Here is a 16597-nt window from a genome sequence, read left to right on the forward strand (position 1 = left end):
AAGCTCTATTTTGTATTATAAGAGGGAATATATGAATAAGTACATTTTTAGAGAGAAAATCAATTTGCTAATGCAAATTTTACTGACAATTTTGTTGTCGTGTTTTTTGGTGGTGGCGATAGTATTTACGAAAAGATTATTTGAAGTCCAAAATAAGACCTTCTCACTTATTGTAATTAGTGCATCGTTAATTTTATTCGCTGGAATAAATTATCTCAAGGACAGGACGATTTACAATATGGGACTTTTATTTGTAGAAGGGTTTAAACAAGATTTGTTTCATAATGTGATTTCACAAAACTTTTACGAAATACAACAAAAAGAAAAAACTTTTTCGAATGACATTACATCGACATCGCTATACTTAAAAGAATATTACATTATTCCGACATTGGAGCTGATATCTGATGCAATTCTATTGATTGCAGTTTTTGTTACAACAGGATACTGCGTTTCATTTATTCCGGTGTCAATTATAACTGTAGGAGTGTTGGTTTTCAGTTTGATAAATGTGAGAATCGACAAATCAATATTAGAAAAGAAAACAAATACATCGAATTTAAGAAAAAGATACGTGTATTTTCTAGATGATATGTTAAATTCCAAGAAAGTCATCAACTCAAAGGCTAACAAAGCGCTTGAAGTTGTTCACAGTAAATTAATAGAAGATATATCAGAAAAAGTGACGGAACTTGACAAGGAAGAGCTCACAAAATACAATCTAAAATTATTATTCATCGGAGTATATTTTATAATTAGTTTGATTTATATTATTAAACAGCCACAAATCAGCATCGGTGAAGTTATCATTCTTATAAGTTCAGTTATGTTGCTTCATCATATCATTAAAAAAATCGTAAAAGAACGATCTATGATTGTGCAATCTGAGCAAAAAGTTTTCGAAATGGAAGAAATTTTTGGGAATCAAGAAAAATCAGATAAAATTGTAGAACACATAAAAGACATTGAGTTCAGAGATGTGAAATTGTATTCTTCAAATGTTAAAGTTAAGATCAACTACACATTTTATACTGACAAAAAATACTTAATTATTTGTGATAATGAAGAAGTTGTAAACTTACTAGCCAAATCATTCATTCAGACATTGTCTCCGCAAAGTGGAATGATTTTGGTAAATAATGAGCCATTAGAAGAGTTTGATTTGTCATCAAACCTGCTAGTAACTTACGATGAAAGTTACATCTTCGATACTGATTTTAGAAATAATGTTACATTGTTTAATTCTTTTGCGGATAAGAAAATCCCACCATTGTTAAAAATATTCGATGAAGAATTGACTTCAAAACAAAGATATTCTGAATATAGTGATAGAGATAAGAATTTAATCAGATATAAGAGAATAATCAATCAAGATTCTGAATTTAACATGGTAGTTAATTTGTTTGAAAATTTGGACGAAAATACTGGCAATATTTTGCTAGAAGATTTCATCTTGAGATTCAATGGATCAATATACTGTGCTAAGGACGTTAATCCATTTATAAAGGAAAAATTCGACGAAGTATTGTATGTTAAAAATATTGACAGCGACTATTTGTTAGTTCAAGAATAAATCAAACATCACGGTAAATTATTTATCGTGGTGTTTTTTTATTTTTATACTTTACAAGAAAAATTTTTGAGTTAAAATATATAAGTAATTTAAATTTTGGAGGAATTATGAATTGGTTAAATAAAAATTATAAAGGATTATTGCTTTGCCTTTTAATAGCTATTCCTTGCCATTTTTTGGGCAAAAAATTCCCTGTAATAGGTGGTGCAGTTCTAGCGATTTTGGTTGGGATTGTTATGGGATATGTTATTAAAGACAAATCACAATTTGAAGTCGGAATGAAATTTGCATCTAAAAAAATATTACAGTATGCTGTAATTTTACTTGGATTTGGAATGAATTTGGCGGTTGTAATGGAAACTGGAAAACAATCATTGCCAATAATTATACTAACTATTTCCACATCTTTAATTATTTCTTATGTACTTGCAAAGAAAATGAATATTGCGAAAAACATTGCGATATTAGTGGGAGTTGGATCATCAATTTGCGGTGGATCAGCAATTGCAGCAACTGCTCCAGTAATAGAAGCTGATGATGAAGATGTTGCACAGGCAATTTCTGTAATATTTTTCTTTAATGTAATTGCGGCTTTGATTTTTCCGTTGTTGGGAAGCGTGATTGGATTTTCCACTAATTCTGGAAAAGCGTTCGGAATATTTGCAGGAACTGCTGTAAATGATACATCATCAGTAACAGCGGCAGCCGCAACTTGGGATGGATTGTACAATTTGGGAACACAAACATTGGACAAAGCTGTTACTGTAAAATTGACTAGAACATTAGCGATTATTCCAATCACTTTGGTATTGTCGTATTTGAGAACTAAAAAACAAGAACAATCAGAAAAAGTTGAACTCAAAAAAATATTTCCTATGTTTATTTTGTATTTCGTTCTTGCAAGTATTATAACTACAGTTGCTTTGAAAATGGGAGTAGATGCGAAAGTTTTTAATCCATTAAAAGAATTGTCTAAATTTTTCATTGTAATGGCAATGGCTGCAATTGGATTTAAAACAGATATTGTAAAATTAATAAAAACAGGTGGCAAACCAATCCTTCTTGGATTTTGTTGCTGGATTGGAATCGCTATAGTTTCAATAGCAATGCAATTTGCACTTGGACTAATATAGCATAAAGCTACGCAAAAATTTTGCGTAGCTTTTTTCATGAAAAAAAATCACGGCTTTAGGGGGAGCCGTGATTCTTAAGTACAATTTTATCTTACAAGGGGTTTGTTTGATATAAATTGATATCTATTATCATTATACTACGGTTTTTCAATTTGTCAACTAAAAATGGTTATCAAATTAAAAAAATCAAACAAATAGTAATATTTTTATATTTTACAGTAATATTTTAACATTTTCTTCGTTGAATAATCTCACATATTCTTCTGAAAGTTTTCGTGCAGTAATTCCCATTCCCTTAATTTTTTTGTTATTGAAAGTTCCATCGTAAATATAATTGGATCCACAAGATGGAGAATTTTCTTTTAAAATGGCGATTGTAGGGTTGTATAATTTCGCTAATTTCACCACTTCGTCGCTTCCTTTTTCAAATTCTTCTGTGAATTCTTCTCCATCATAATCAAAAACTTTTCCATCCTTAATCTCAACAGGATTTCTTGGCGTTGGTAATCCTCCCATAATTTCTGGGCACACTGGAATTAAATTGTATTTGTCTTTGAGTGAATGAATAATTTCATCGTCTAATTTGTTATTGGAACCATTATATTTGCAATCAACTCCCAATAAACAAGCGCTAATTAAAACATTTTGCATATTTTTCTCCTTTATTTATCGCTAATTCTTTTATTAATTTCACTGACAGGAAGGCCAATTATAGTGTTCAAATCACCTTCGATGTATTCTATAAGAACTGGATTTAAATCTTGAATTCCGTAAGCACCAGCTTTGTCGTAAACGGTGCCTTCGTCGATGTATTTTTTGATTAAATGGATATTTTTATCTGTTTTTTCTGAAAATTTTACGTTACTGTAAGTGTAGAATATTTCTTCGTAATTTTTTGATTTCAAACAAACAGACGTTACAACTTTGTGAACTTTTCCGAGATAGGATGTTAGCATATCCAATGCCTCGTCATAATCTTGTGGCTTGTTCAAAATTTTCCCGTCGTTGATTACGATTGTGTCAGAAGAAATGTAGAGCGTGTCTTCTTTTAATTCTAATGGAAGAATTTTTGCTTTGGATATTTCACAGCAAACAAGTGCAAGTTTTTCTATATTTTCACGGTCTTTGTATTTTTCATAAGCTAGTTTTTCTATTTTTCTCTCATCAATATCTGTAGATGTGCTTTCAAATTCACAAATATTTTTCAATAATTCGTTTCTTCTTGGAGATTTGCTAACCAAAATTACATGAGTAAATTCGTCTAATTTCCCGATTTTTGTAACATTTTTTACGTATTTCATTTTATCACCAAATATATTGTCTTATCTTTTTATTAATGTGTCAAATGGGTATATATAGTATGGTGATTATATGATATATACAGTGACATTAAATCCTTCGATTGATTACATAATGCGATTGGATGATTTTCAAAATGGAGAAACAAATAGAGCAAAAGTGACGGAGCTTTATGCTGGTGGAAAAGGAATTATGGTTAGCAAATTGCTACATAATTTGGATGTAGAAACCCAAAATATTGGTTTTTTGGGAGGATTTACAGGAGATTACATCGAAAAATTATTAGATGAGATGGAAATTCTCCACGATTTTACAAAAATTAATGGAAACAACAGAATTAATGTAAAATTAAAAATGGATTCTGAAACAGAAGTTAACGCACCAGGGCCAGATATTTCTCAAGAAGAATTAGAAGACTTCTACGAAAAACTTTCTGTAATTGATGGTGGAATAGTATCTTTTTCCGGATCTGTGGCAGCGAATATGGACAAGGATATTTATATTGAGATGATAACAAAATTATCTCCAAATACCAGATTCACATTGGATACAACTGGTGATGTGTTATTGAAAAGCTTAGATTATAATCCTTTGCTCTTAAAACCCAACCAAGCAGAAATAGAAGAAATTTACGGAGACAAGTTTAATTCAAAAGAAGAAATAATTTCGTATATAAAATCGACTATGATTCCAAAAGCAGAGCATGTGATATGTTCTTTGGGAAGCGACGGTGCGATTTTTGTGAGTGCAAATAATTCATTTTACATTCCAATTGTAAAGGGCGAAGTTATCAACAGCGTTGGCGCTGGAGATAGTATGGTTGCAGGATTTATCTACGCTTATATGAATGAAATGAGTGAAGAAGATATGTTCAAAATGGCAGTAGCAAGTGCGACTGCGACTGTTTTCTCGTATGATATGGGAGAAAAGGATCAAATAAATGAAATTTTTGGCAAATTAAAAATAATAAATATGGGGGAAAATAATGGAAATTAAAGATTTGCTTTCAAAAGATCTAATGATTATGAATCTTAAATCTACCACAAAAAAAGATGTTATAGATGAGATGATTGAAAAATTGTACGAAAACAATGTTATTAATGATGTACTAAAATTTAGATCTGAAATTATGAAAAGAGAGTTGGAATCTTCGACAGGTCTTGGAGAAGGAGTTGCTATGCCTCATGCAAAGACATCGGCAGTGAATAAACCTGCGATTGTATTTGCAAGAAGTACAACTGGCGTGGATTATGAAGCATTAGATGGAGAAGATACTTATATATTTTTCATGATTGCTGCAACTGAAGGACAAAACCAAATGCACATTGAAACTTTGGCGAAATTGTCCAAGCTTTTATTGAAAGAAGGATTTATAGATAGATTAAAAGCATCAGAAACTCCAGAAGATGTTTACAAAACTATTGATGATTATGCAGAAGAATCTGAGCCGAAAGTAGCACCAGTAGAAACTAGCTCAATTTATACAGAAAAGCCATTCGTCTTAGCTGTAACTGCATGTCCAACGGGAATTGCACACACTTATATGGCAGAAGAAGCTTTGAAGGAACAAGCATCTAAAATGGGAGTTGACATCAAGGTAGAAACAAACGGATCTGATGGTGTTAAGAACAAATTAAGCGCTGCTGATATCGAAAAATCTACGGGAATTATTATAGCTGCGGATAGAAAAGTAGAAACTGCACGTTTTAATGGCAAAAATGTAATTGAATGTCCGGTTTCCGATGCGATTAGAAATCCAAAAGATTTGATTGAAAAAATAGTAGACGGCAAAGCGAAGATTTATCATGCAGATGAATCGGATTCAAAAGAAGTTGAAGAAGAAACGACAAATTGGAAATCAAAATTATACCAAGATATTATGAATGGCGTAAGTCACATGTTACCATTTGTAGTTGGTGGTGGAATTTTATTGGCGTTGTCATTCTTGGTTGAAAGATTTTTCTCAGATACTTCACCAATTTATAATTTATTCTCCGTAGGTGGAAAAGCTGCGTTTGGATTTTTGATTCCAATTTTGGCAGGATATATTGCGATGAGTATAGGGGATAGACCGGCGTTAATGCCTGGTATGGTTGCAGGTTTCATTGCAGGACAAGGCGCAGGATTTTTGGGAGGACTGTTAGGTGGTTTCTTAGCAGGTTATGTTATTTTATTCTTGAAGAAAATTACTAGAAATCTTCCAAAATCACTTGAAGGGACTAAACCAATGCTAATCTTTCCAGTATTTGGATTATTGTTAACATCTTTGGGCATGATTTTCGTAATATCTCCAGTGTTTACTACAATTAACAAAGCGATCAACGGATTTTTGGCAAATATGGGAACTACAAACTCAATTTTACTTGGAGCATTGCTTGGAGCGATGATGAGTGTGGACATGGGAGGTCCTGTTAACAAAGCAAGTTACACTTTCTCAATAGGAGTATTCACAGATACTGGTAATGGTGCTTTTATGGCAGCTACAATGGCTGGAGGAATGGTTGCACCACTTGCAATAGCTTTAGCATCTAGTTTATTTAAAAATAAATTTGACGAAAAAGAAAAGAAATCAGCAGTCACTAACTATATTTTGGGTGCATCATTTATCACAGAAGGAGCGATTCCTTTTGCAGCAAAAGATCCATTGAGAGTGATTGTATCATCTGTAATCGGTAGTGCAATTGCAGGTGGACTTACACAAGCATTTGAAGTAAAATCTCCAGCACCACACGGAGGAGTTTTTATTTTACCAGCTATGGAATCTGTAGACAAAGCGTTGTTCTTCGTATTATCCGTAGCAGTTGGCTCTTTGGTTTCAGCAATCATTTATGGATTGTGGAAACAAAAAGCAGAATAATGTTATAATATTATTGTAATTTACAAATTTTCAAATTTTCAAGGAGGAAATTATGTTAGTAGCAGCAGACAAAATGTTAAAAGATGCATTAAAAGGAAAATACGCAGTAGGTCATTTCAATATCAACAACTTAGAATGGACTAAAGCTATTTTGGAAACAGCACAAGAAAACAACTCACCAGTTATTTTGGGAGTTAGCGAAGGCGCTGGAAAATATATGGGCGGATACAAAACAGTTGTAGGAATGGTTAAAGGAATGATTGAAGAATTAAACATAACAGTTCCTGTAGCAATCCACTTAGACCACGGATCATTCGAAGGTGCAAAAAAATGTATCGAAGCAGGATTTACGTCAGTAATGTTTGATGGTTCTAAATATCCAATTGATGAAAATATAGAAAAAACAAAAGAAATAGTTGAACTTGCTCACTCAAAAGGAATTAGCGTTGAAGCAGAAGTTGGAGCTATCGGTGGCGAAGAAGACGGAGTAATCGGTCAAGGAGAAATCGCCGACAAAAACGAATGCAAGAGAATTTCTGAATTGGGAATAGATTTCTTAGCAGCAGGAATTGGTAATATCCATGGAGTTTATCCTGAAAACTGGAAAGGATTAGACTTCAATGCTCTTGGAGAAATCAAAGGAGAAATCGGAGAAATGCCTCTAGTTCTTCATGGTGGAACAGGAATTCCAACTGATATGATAAAAGAAGCAATCAGCCTTGGGGTATCCAAAATCAATGTAAACACTGAATGTCAAATCGTATTTACAGAAGAAACTAGAAAATATTTCGAAGAAAATAAAGACAAAGAAAAGAAAGGATTCGATCCAAGAAAAGTTTTGAAACCAGGTTACGAAGCAATCAAAGCAAAAGTTAAAGAAAAAATGGAAATTTTTGGATCAATCAACAAAGCAAACTAATTTAAAAATCAGAATTCAAGCTGAATCTATTAATTTAGATTCGGCTTTTTGATTTGAAAAAATTTTTATTGTATAGGATAATATTACCTAGGTGATAAATTTGAAAAACATTGATTTATTTAAAACTCTTTTGAAAATTAATGCCGTAACATTTGGCGGAGGATACACAATAGTTCCTATAATTAGAGATGAGTTTGTTAAGAACAAAAAAATAATTGACGACGACGAAATGATGAAGATAATCGCCTTGGCTCAAAGTTGTCCAGGAGCGATGGCTATTAACACGTCGATTTTATTGGGATACAGGATTAATAAAACAAAAGGGGCAATCGCAAGTGTATTGGCTGCTACTCTTCCATGCTTGGTTATTATTTCGATTGTGAGTTTGATTTACAACAAAATTCACGACAATCCATTTATCAATATGATGCTTATTAGTATGAGTGGAGCAATCAGTGCGATATTACTTTTAACTGTTGTGGATTTGGCAAAATCAAATTTGAAAAAAGACAGAGCACTTGGAATTGGAATAATGATCTTAGCATTTGTAATGGGATTTGTATTTAACATAAATGTTGCGATAATTTTACTTGCATGTGCTTGTATCGGAGTAATGTATTCAAAGATTGTAGGTGGAAAATATGATTTTGATTAAATTATTCTGGGTGTTTTTTAAAGTTGGATTATTTGCATTTGGTGGAGGATATGCAACACTTCCACTTATCACGAATTTTGTAGTAAATGAAAATCAATGGATCAGTCTTAGAGAATTGACAGACGTACTTACGATATCGCAAATGACGCCAGGACCAATAGCGATAAATTCCGCGACATTTGTTGGAATGAAAATATATTCCGTGCTTGGCGCTGTTGTAGCAACTACTGGATTGGTATTTCCGGCGTTAATTATTCTACTTCCGTTGTCTAAGTTGATTTTCTCGGGAAAAGAATTAAAGTTTTTGGATTATATACTAAAAGGGATCAAACCTGCAGTTGCAGCACTGATATTCATTGCATTTATAGATTTGTTCGAATCGGCAGTGTTTAACGGCACATTTAATACGACAAACATAAACGTTGTAGCTGTAATTTCATTTTTTGTAGGATTTGTAATGTATTATAAAAAAGTTTCTATCATTAAGATAATCGGCGTGTGCGCAACGATAGGACTAATATATCAATTTGTAATTTAAAAAAAGCCTCACTATGAGGCTTTTTGTCGTTTAAATATCTATTGAGTTGTCCATCATTTTTATTGACGCTTGGTATAAGCCAAGTCCTGTCAATATCCAAATAATAGTACTTGAAATAGGTATTCCCATTATTTTTGTGAATGTGTTCATTGTAATTGTATCTGAATTTTTTATAGTTATTAATTCGCTAGCATTTACGATTCCTTCACCTACATATGAGATTAGATAAGGGAATCTTGTGAATATTTCTTGGTCGATTAGAGATATAACCACGTTAATCACAATCATAATTATAATCCATGAGTAACCTGTTTTGTTTGATGGGAACAATGATTTCGTAGCAACTATTGAGAAATACATTACGATGTATCCTATGAATGTACTTATAATAAAATATACTGTTAAAAGTATAAACGTAAATGGAGAAATCGTAAAGTACGGATTATTAAATGCCAATTTAATCATTTCTAAGAATTTCGATTCACCAACAAAATACATTCCCAAAAAGTTTATTAAAGAAAATGCTATTGCAAATATTACTGTCCAAATAAGAGCGAACAATAATTTACTCATTAAAATGTCGTTGCTTTTAACAGGAAGTGTGAACATCAAATAGCCTCTGTCGGAATAGTAATCGCGTCTGAAAACCATAACTATTTGTACAGTCAATGCCAAGAAACTTCCAAAAACTGCAAGTATACATAAAATCAAGAAAAGCATTTCGACAAATCCCATACTTTGAGTGTTTACGATTATTGAATTTTTAAATAATGCATATAAAAAGCTGTTTCCCAACAATCCTACAAGTAATGATATCAAACATAGTTTAAAGTTGTTTTTTAAATCGTGTTTTAAAAGTTTAAGCATGGTGACCTCCAAAAATTTGTTTGTACACATCTTCAATGCCTTTGTTGTAAGTTGATCTCAAATTTTCTACGCTATCATTTAATTCCACAGAACCTTTGTTGAGCATGATTACTCTGTCGAAAATTCTTTCTATATCTCTAACCAAGTGAGTGGTAATAACAAGAGTAGAATCAGGATCGATATTATCAATGATTGCATCCAAAATTTGTTCACGAGCTACAGGGTCAACTCCTGCTATTGGCTCATCAATAATGAAAAGCTTAGCGTGACGTGATAACACAAGTGCCAAGTTCAATTTTTCAGTCATACCTTTTGATAGATTGCTAATTTTCATTTTCTTGTCCAAACTCATTTGTTCAATAAAACTAGTGAATTTTTCTCCGTCAAAATCGGAATAAAAATCTTCGAACAATGCTTGAGTTTGAGCGATTGTAAGGTTAGGGTCTAGGAAAAAACGATCCGGCAAATAACTTACGAATTCTTTTGTCTTGTAATTAACATTATGTGAATCGATTTTAACTTCGCCTTCGTATTTTTTTATTATTCCAGCTAAAATTTTGATTAAAGTTGTCTTGCCAGAACCATTTGGACCTAGAAGTCCGATGACTTCCCCTTTTTCGGCTGTAAATGATACATCTTTAAGTGCTTGTTTGTTGCCGTATTTTTTCGACAAATTTTTTATTTCGAGTACGCTCATTTTTTCCACCTTTCATCTATAAGTTCCATTAGTTTTTCTTTTGGCATATTCATTTGATACATTTCGTTTAAGAAATCATCTATCAATTGTTGTGCCATATCATTTTTCAAAGCTTTTAATTTATCTTCATCTACATCAACAAATGAACCAAGTCCTCGTTTACTCATAGTAATTCCACAGCTTTCCAACTCTGCATAAGCACGTTGAACTGTGTTAGGATTTACATTCAATTCTTTCGCAGTTTCTCTGACAGAAGGAATTTTATCAGAAGACTTTAATTCTTGCCTAATTATTTTGTATTTAAAATAATCTACGATTTGAATGTAGATAGGCTTATTATCATCAAATTGCATATTATCTCCTTTCTCATCTGTTCTATAACAATAATACACCGTTACAATAAAAAAGTCAAGCTATTTTAATAAAATATTTACGCCCTTTGATGATAAATCGTTCAGCTCATCGATTTGTTCTTGATTAATTGTGGAATTTTTCTTAGCGAAAATTTTTCCGGGTGGATAAATCACGATATCATTGGCGATTATTTTATTCAGTAAATAATCGTATGTTTTATAAATTTTCGTAGAGTCTGATTTTTCATATGAACGAAAAGCTTCCAGCAAAATTTCAAAATCTTTTTTCTCATCTGCAATCGTTGAAATCAATACGAGATTTTTGTCGTCTATCATTTCAATATAAATTCCGTTTTTTATCAAATGCTCATTCACATCACTTGGATTGTCGCATTCAAGGACAATTCTTGTAAAATCTCTCTTGCAATTTTTTTGAATAGGAGCTTTTCTTATGAAATCCAAGCCTTCAATCTCACTATAAAACCAATCTATTATTTCTTTTAATTCAGCGTATTTGCTTTCATATTTAGTGCAATAATTGACGGCGTATTCTACTGATGTCATGAAAATATACGATGGGGAAGATGTCATAATCATTTGTAGATTACTCATAGTTTTATCTATCAATCTATCTTCCGAGTTGAAATTAATCGCAGCAGTTTGTGTGAATGCAGGCATCGTTTTGTGATACGAATTAATCGAAATATCACAACCCAGCTGCATTGCATTTTTGTCAAAACATTCCAATGCAAAATGCGTTCCGTGTGCTTCGTCAACAATAATCTTGATATTATTTTCGTGACAATAAGTTACAAGTTTTTCGATTGGCTGATAAATTCCATAATAATTGGGGCGTGTTATAAGAACTGCTTTGATAGATGAATCTTTTTTCAAATTTTCTATCAAAACTTCTTGTTCACACACTCCATCACAGTCAATCTCCACAGATTCTCCACGAGCAAGTCGTACGCCGTTGATTACGGATTTGTGGCAATTTTTCTCTACCAAAATTTTGTCGTTTTCATCTAATACGCTCATTATACTTGCGGCTATTCCAGAGGTTGAACCATTGACAAGATACATTGATTTTTTTGCATGTGAAAAAAGGGCAAGATTATTCCTGCCCTCAGCTATAATATTATTTGCATGGTACAAATCATCTGTATCAGATAATTCCGTTACATCAATCTTTAAAATATTTTCAAGAAAATCGTTCATTCCTTCCAACATCTTGCCCTTATGGCCAGGCATGTGAAAGCTTACTTTTTCTTTTCTATTTATCAGATTTTCATACAAATTACGCATTCAACATTTTCTCCACTTCAACCATAATTGCACATTCAGTACGTTTCTTTTGCATTGCACATCCCAATTCGTATGGCTTGTAAATATCATTATTAAAATTGTACGCATTTGCATGGCAACCACCAGAACAGTAGAATTTGCACCAACAATTTTTGCAATCTTCTTTTGTAAATACATGACAATTCAAAAATTCTTCACGCATATCTTCTGGTAAAGTTAAATTTTCATCTAAAATATTGCCCATTTTGAATTTTTCATTGCCGACAAATTGATGACAAGGATAAATGTCACCTTCTGGAGTAACTGCAATGTATTCGCAGCCAGCTCCACAACCTTGCATTCTTTTAATAACACAAGGACCTTGAGTTAAATCAACCATAAAATGGAAGAACTTAAAGTTAGAACCATTTACTTGATCCTTTGCATAATCCACTGCCAACTTTTCGTATTCTTTTAAAACAGTGTCCAAATCTTCCTTAGTAATAGCGTAATCGTCATAATCGCTGTCTACAACAGGTTCAATACTTGACAATTCAAATCCTAAATCCTTGAAATGTTTTACATCTTCTGAAAAATCCAAATTCTTTTTAGTAAAAGTTCCTCTAACATAATAATATTTTCCTTTTCTTCCTTTAATAAGTTTTTGGAATTTAGGAACGATTAAATCGTAAGAGCCCTTATCGTTCAAAGTTTTTCTCATATTATCGTTGACAGATTTTCTACCATCAAGACTAAGAACAACGTTGTGCATATTTTCGTTGATAAAATCTATCTTGTCATCGTCCAACAAAACGCCGTTAGTAGTTATTGTAAATCTGAATTTCTTACCTTTTTCATCGGCTATTTCGTTGCCGTATTTTACTAATTTCTTTACAAGTTCGAAATCCATCAAAGGTTCTCCACCGAAGAAATCCACTTCCAAGAATTTTCTTGAACCGCTATTGTCAACCAAATATTTCAAAGCTTTCTTGCCGACTTCTTCAGTCATATAAGCTTTGTGTCCACCAAAATCACCTTGTGAAGCAAAACAATATTCGCACTTCAAATTACAATCGTGAACAACGTGAAGGCACATTGCCTTTAACACAGGTTCTCTCTTTTTGAAATCTTCAATGTGAAGATAATCATCTGATGAAAAAAGCATATTCGCTTTTTCCAATTCTCCGATTTCCTTGATAGAATCTCTTACAGATTCTTCAGGATATTGAGCTAATTTTTCTACTATTTCATCTGCACTTAAATCTTTGTAATAATCAAGTACATCGTAACTTATGTCGTCAAAAACATGGACACTTCCACCGTTTACATCTAAAACAATGTTGTGGCCATTTATTTTGTATTTATGTATCATATAATTCTCCTTTCAGCTACCGTACTATTTTATAGAAAATTATGAATTAAGTCAATAAAAAACGAAAACCACTCAAAAGAGTGGCATTAATTTAATAATCGCATATCTGATTGTCTACTTAAAAGTCTTCAATCATTATGTAAACAAGATTATCTATTTTCGTTTTCACATTCTTGGTTAGCAACTGTGCAAGAAGTTTTGCAAGCTGATTGGCAAGATGTTTGGCATTCACCACAACCACCTTTGCAAGCTGATTCTTTCAAAGTGTTAGGTGTTAAAGTTTTAATATGTTTTTCCATAATATTCACCTCAAAATAATTATATCACAAATCCAGAAAAAATGTGCGAAATAATAATTCGGATGTATAATCAAAAAAAGGATTGCATAAACATAAAACAAGTGATATATTTAATTTAAAGGAATGATGAAAATGTTCAAGTACATTACGCAAAATAAAAAATTATTCTACTTAACACTTCTTACAGCGCCTATTGCCGTTGGATTTGATATCGGCTTGGCGTGGCTTTTAAGAATTATAACAGATGCAGGAACTAATGGAGAAGAACAATTTTTGCCCAGACTAATTCTAATTTCTGTGTTGTACATAATTTTTGCAAGTATTTCCGATTTATTATATCGAAAAAGCACAGTAGAACTTACGAATAATTGTATATATAACGTAAGAAATGATTTGTTCAACAGCATAACAGATGAATCTCTAATAAAAATTTCCAAACAAAATAGTGGATATTATATATCAATGTTTTTGAATGATTTGGAAGATTTGAAGATGGATTATTTCAAAAATATGGTGTCTTCATATCATGAAATTCTCAATTTCGTAATATCCTTAGTCTTGCTTGTCAAAATCGACATAATAATGGCAATCACAATAATAATATTTTCCGTGGTGCAACTAGCAGTGCCATTTATTTTCGAAAAATTAATCGAAAAAAGACAAGAAGAACTTATGAATATAAGAAATGAATACACGTCTAGTTTGCAAGAATTCGTTAACAATTTCAATTTGATTAAGTTTTTCAAAAGAGAAATTATTTTTCAAAAAATTAACCAAGATAAATCCATTGAATATCGTAACGCATCAAATACCAAGGAAACTTTGAGCAAAACTATTTACGTTTTATCATTTGCTAGTTCATTGGCAATGTATTTGGGTTGTATGTTGGTCGGAATATGGCTAGTATTCAAAGACAGAATAACCATTGGTCAAGTAATAGAATCAAGTCAACTTATGGCTTATGTGACGGGACCGTTGTTGAATTTCACAGATATAATGACAAGTTTCAAATCAGCAAAGCCAGTCCAAAACAAAATTATGAATTTCATCTCAGAACAAAAACCTGTTGAAGGAGAAGATGAATTTGAATTTAATAATTTGAAATTAAACAATATTTCGTTCAAATATCCAACAAGTGACAAATACGTTTTGAAAAATTTGGATTTTACATTTGAAAAAGGCAAAAAATACATTATTATTGGAGAAAGTGGAACGGGGGACAGTGATATAATGATGACAGATACAATAAATCCATTAAAATCAAAGTTTAAAGGCTTCCACAAAACTTTTAAACAAGACGATTTAGGATTAAGTCTGTCATCTTTTTTATTAAATTAACAAAAAAAGAAAAGAAAACATAAGTAATAAGGATTGAAGAGAATATGATAATATTTAGAGTTTTTTTCAAAATCATATTGTTTCCTATTAGTATAGCGTTAAGTATCATCACTCTATTTTTAACGTTTGTATTAGGACTCAGCACAATATTTTTCAAACTGATTTCATTTATCGCTATTATGGGATTTTTAGGATCTGTTTATCATGGAGAAAAAGCACTCGCTATAGAGGCAATTATACTAGCATATCTTTTTAGTCCTTATGGTTTACCAGTGCTAGGATATTTTATTATAGAAGTGATAGAAGAGGTGAATGAAAGAATAAAAGCAATTTAAATATAAAAATAAATAGATTAAAACGATGAAAAAGAGATAGCAAAATCAAAGCTATCTCTTTTTATATGAAAAGAAAGGGGGTTATGATGAAAGAAATAGTTAAATTTGAATACTATTATGGCAATGAAGCAGAACAATATTCATTTTTTAGGATTCCCAAAACTTTGTTTACCGACTTAAATTTTAAAAAACTATCCGTAGAAGCAAAAATTCTTTATGGAATTCTACTCGATAGAATGAGCTTGTCAATTAAGAATAAATGGTTAGATGAAGAAAACAAGGTATACATCATCTATACCATAGAAGAAATTATGGAAGTATTAAACTGGGGGAGAAATAAGTCGGTCAAAGTAATGAAAGAAATTGAAGAGATAGGATTATTAGAGAAAAAGAGGTTAGGACTTGGAAAGCCAAATTTACTTTATGTAAAGAACTTTATTTACACAGAAAATAATAAAACTACAGAAGTTTCAAAAGCAAACCTCAAGAAGTTTAAAAAACAAACTTCAGGAAGTTTAGAAAACAAACCTCAAGAAGTTTCAAAAGAGGACTCTAATAATACTAATATTAATAATACTGAAACTAATAATACTGATTTTAATAATACCACCCCCATATCCCCCTTAGAAAAGCTAGGAGAAAAATCACAAAAAACTTTGGAGGAGGAAGAATTAAAAGAAACTATAAAAAAGAATATATCTTATGAAACCTTTGAAAAAGTTAGAATAGAAGAAAAGAAGCAAGTAGATGTAATGATAAATGTACTTGTAAAAGCCTTAACTAGCTTTACAAACATTAAAATAGGAGGGAGGCATATATCCAATGAAAATTTTAAAGAAAGATTTCTAAGTCTTAACTATAAACACATAGACTATGTTTTGAAATACCTAAGAGAAAATGCTCCAAAGGATATTAGAAACATTAATGCTTATCTACTGACTCTCTTATACAATGCAGATGAAAATATTAGAAACATAGAAGTCATAAAGAGAGAAAATCAGAAAAGAGAAAACTATGACTATAGTAACGATGAGGATATATGGAGAGAAATTTTAAATACTTGATAGGAGAGGAGCAT

Annotated in this window: 18 protein-coding genes; 10 read left to right on the forward strand and 8 right to left on the reverse strand. The window is 31.7% G+C overall.

The features are described 5' to 3' along the window. Window positions 1-31 precede the first annotated feature (31 nt). Together DES33_RS07475 and DES33_RS07480 are read left to right on the forward strand one after the other, a co-directional pair. Window positions 32-1573 (forward strand): ABC transporter ATP-binding protein, encoded by a 1542-nt coding sequence (locus tag DES33_RS07475; RefSeq protein WP_110058565.1) that lies wholly within the window; start codon window positions 32-34, stop codon window positions 1571-1573. 107 nt (window positions 1574-1680) lie between these two features. Further along, window positions 1681-2706: a YeiH family protein gene (locus tag DES33_RS07480; protein WP_110058566.1), complete on the forward strand. Its 1026-nt coding sequence runs from the start codon at window positions 1681-1683 to the stop codon at window positions 2704-2706. Window positions 2707-2919: 213 nt separating this feature from the next. Here the strand turns inward: DES33_RS07480 and DES33_RS07485 are convergent, their stop codons facing one another. Both DES33_RS07485 and DES33_RS07490 read right to left on the reverse strand, forming a co-directional pair. Beyond that, window positions 2920-3357, reverse strand: a complete 438-nt coding sequence (locus DES33_RS07485; protein ID WP_110058567.1) for a 2-thiouracil desulfurase family protein — start codon at window positions 3355-3357, stop codon at window positions 2920-2922. Window positions 3358-3368: 11 nt separating this feature from the next. Further along, entirely contained in the window at window positions 3369-4007 is a 639-nt protein-coding gene (locus DES33_RS07490) for a Maf family protein (protein WP_110058568.1), read from the reverse strand. A 70-nt stretch (window positions 4008-4077) separates the two neighbouring features. Here DES33_RS07490 and pfkB point away from each other — a divergent pair, with 70 nt between their 5' ends. The 5 genes from pfkB to DES33_RS07515 all read left to right on the forward strand — a co-directional run bounded on the left by pfkB (window position 4078) and on the right by DES33_RS07515 (window position 8974). Then, window positions 4078-5001, forward strand: a complete 924-nt coding sequence (gene pfkB / locus DES33_RS07495; protein WP_110058569.1) for a 1-phosphofructokinase — start codon at window positions 4078-4080, stop codon at window positions 4999-5001. After that, a complete protein-coding gene (locus tag DES33_RS07500; RefSeq protein ID WP_110058570.1) occupies window positions 4991-6862 on the forward strand; it encodes a PTS fructose transporter subunit IIABC in 1872 nt (623 codons plus the stop codon). Before pfkB ends, DES33_RS07500 begins: the two co-directional genes overlap by 11 nt. A 52-nt stretch (window positions 6863-6914) precedes the next feature. Continuing rightward, complete coding sequence (fba, locus tag DES33_RS07505) at window positions 6915-7781, forward strand: class II fructose-1,6-bisphosphate aldolase (RefSeq protein WP_110058571.1); 867 nt, start codon at window positions 6915-6917, stop codon at window positions 7779-7781. A 91-nt stretch (window positions 7782-7872) separates the two neighbouring features. Next, window positions 7873-8436, forward strand: a complete 564-nt coding sequence (locus DES33_RS07510) for a chromate transporter (protein WP_012290953.1) — start codon at window positions 7873-7875, stop codon at window positions 8434-8436. Next, window positions 8423-8974, forward strand: a complete 552-nt coding sequence (locus DES33_RS07515) for a chromate transporter (protein ID WP_094202872.1) — start codon at window positions 8423-8425, stop codon at window positions 8972-8974. The genes DES33_RS07510 and DES33_RS07515 overlap by 14 nt, the downstream gene beginning before the upstream one ends. A 30-nt stretch (window positions 8975-9004) precedes the next feature. Here DES33_RS07515 and DES33_RS07520 read toward each other — a convergent pair whose 3' ends face one another. The 6 genes from DES33_RS07520 to scfA all read right to left on the reverse strand — a co-directional run bounded on the left by DES33_RS07520 (window position 9005) and on the right by scfA (window position 13846). Continuing rightward, window positions 9005-9841 (reverse strand): antibiotic ABC transporter permease, encoded by an 837-nt coding sequence (locus DES33_RS07520; RefSeq protein ID WP_110058572.1) that lies wholly within the window; start codon window positions 9839-9841, stop codon window positions 9005-9007. Further along, window positions 9834-10538 carry an ABC transporter ATP-binding protein gene (locus DES33_RS07525; RefSeq protein WP_094225027.1) on the reverse strand — a complete coding sequence of 235 codons (705 nt, stop codon included), beginning with the start codon at window positions 10536-10538 and terminating at the stop codon, window positions 9834-9836. Before DES33_RS07525 ends, DES33_RS07520 begins: the two co-directional genes overlap by 8 nt. Further along, the gene (locus DES33_RS07530; protein WP_094206139.1) at window positions 10535-10891 is read right to left on the reverse strand and encodes a GntR family transcriptional regulator; all 357 of its coding nucleotides are present in this window, start codon (window positions 10889-10891) and stop codon (window positions 10535-10537) included. The genes DES33_RS07525 and DES33_RS07530 overlap by 4 nt, the downstream gene beginning before the upstream one ends. 60 nt (window positions 10892-10951) lie before the next feature. Beyond that, complete coding sequence (locus tag DES33_RS07535) at window positions 10952-12196, reverse strand: aminotransferase class V-fold PLP-dependent enzyme (protein ID WP_110058573.1); 1245 nt, start codon at window positions 12194-12196, stop codon at window positions 10952-10954. After that, window positions 12189-13547, reverse strand: a complete 1359-nt coding sequence (scfB, locus tag DES33_RS07540; protein WP_110058574.1) for a thioether cross-link-forming SCIFF peptide maturase — start codon at window positions 13545-13547, stop codon at window positions 12189-12191. Before scfB ends, DES33_RS07535 begins: the two co-directional genes overlap by 8 nt. A 149-nt stretch (window positions 13548-13696) precedes the next feature. Beyond that, complete coding sequence (gene scfA, locus DES33_RS07545) at window positions 13697-13846, reverse strand: six-cysteine ranthipeptide SCIFF (RefSeq protein ID WP_002835215.1); 150 nt, start codon at window positions 13844-13846, stop codon at window positions 13697-13699. Window positions 13847-13978: 132 nt separating this feature from the next. On the opposite strand from scfA, the gene DES33_RS07550 reads away from it, so the two are divergent. The 3 genes from DES33_RS07550 (at window position 13979) to DES33_RS07560 (ending at window position 16583) form a co-directional block, all read left to right on the forward strand. After that, window positions 13979-15184, forward strand: a complete 1206-nt coding sequence (locus DES33_RS07550) for an ABC transporter transmembrane domain-containing protein (RefSeq protein WP_227930625.1) — start codon at window positions 13979-13981, stop codon at window positions 15182-15184. Window positions 15185-15228: 44 nt separating this feature from the next. Continuing rightward, the gene (locus DES33_RS07555) at window positions 15229-15519 is read left to right on the forward strand and encodes a CD1845 family protein (RefSeq protein ID WP_094210146.1); all 291 of its coding nucleotides are present in this window, start codon (window positions 15229-15231) and stop codon (window positions 15517-15519) included. A gap of 86 nt (window positions 15520-15605) precedes the next feature. Further along, window positions 15606-16583 carry a replication initiator protein A gene (locus tag DES33_RS07560; RefSeq protein ID WP_110058576.1) on the forward strand — a complete coding sequence of 326 codons (978 nt, stop codon included), beginning with the start codon at window positions 15606-15608 and terminating at the stop codon, window positions 16581-16583. Window positions 16584-16597: the final 14 nt, after the last annotated feature.

Source organism: Finegoldia magna (assembly GCF_003182075.1).
Taxonomy (GTDB): Bacteria; Bacillota; Clostridia; order Tissierellales; family Peptoniphilaceae; genus Finegoldia; species Finegoldia magna.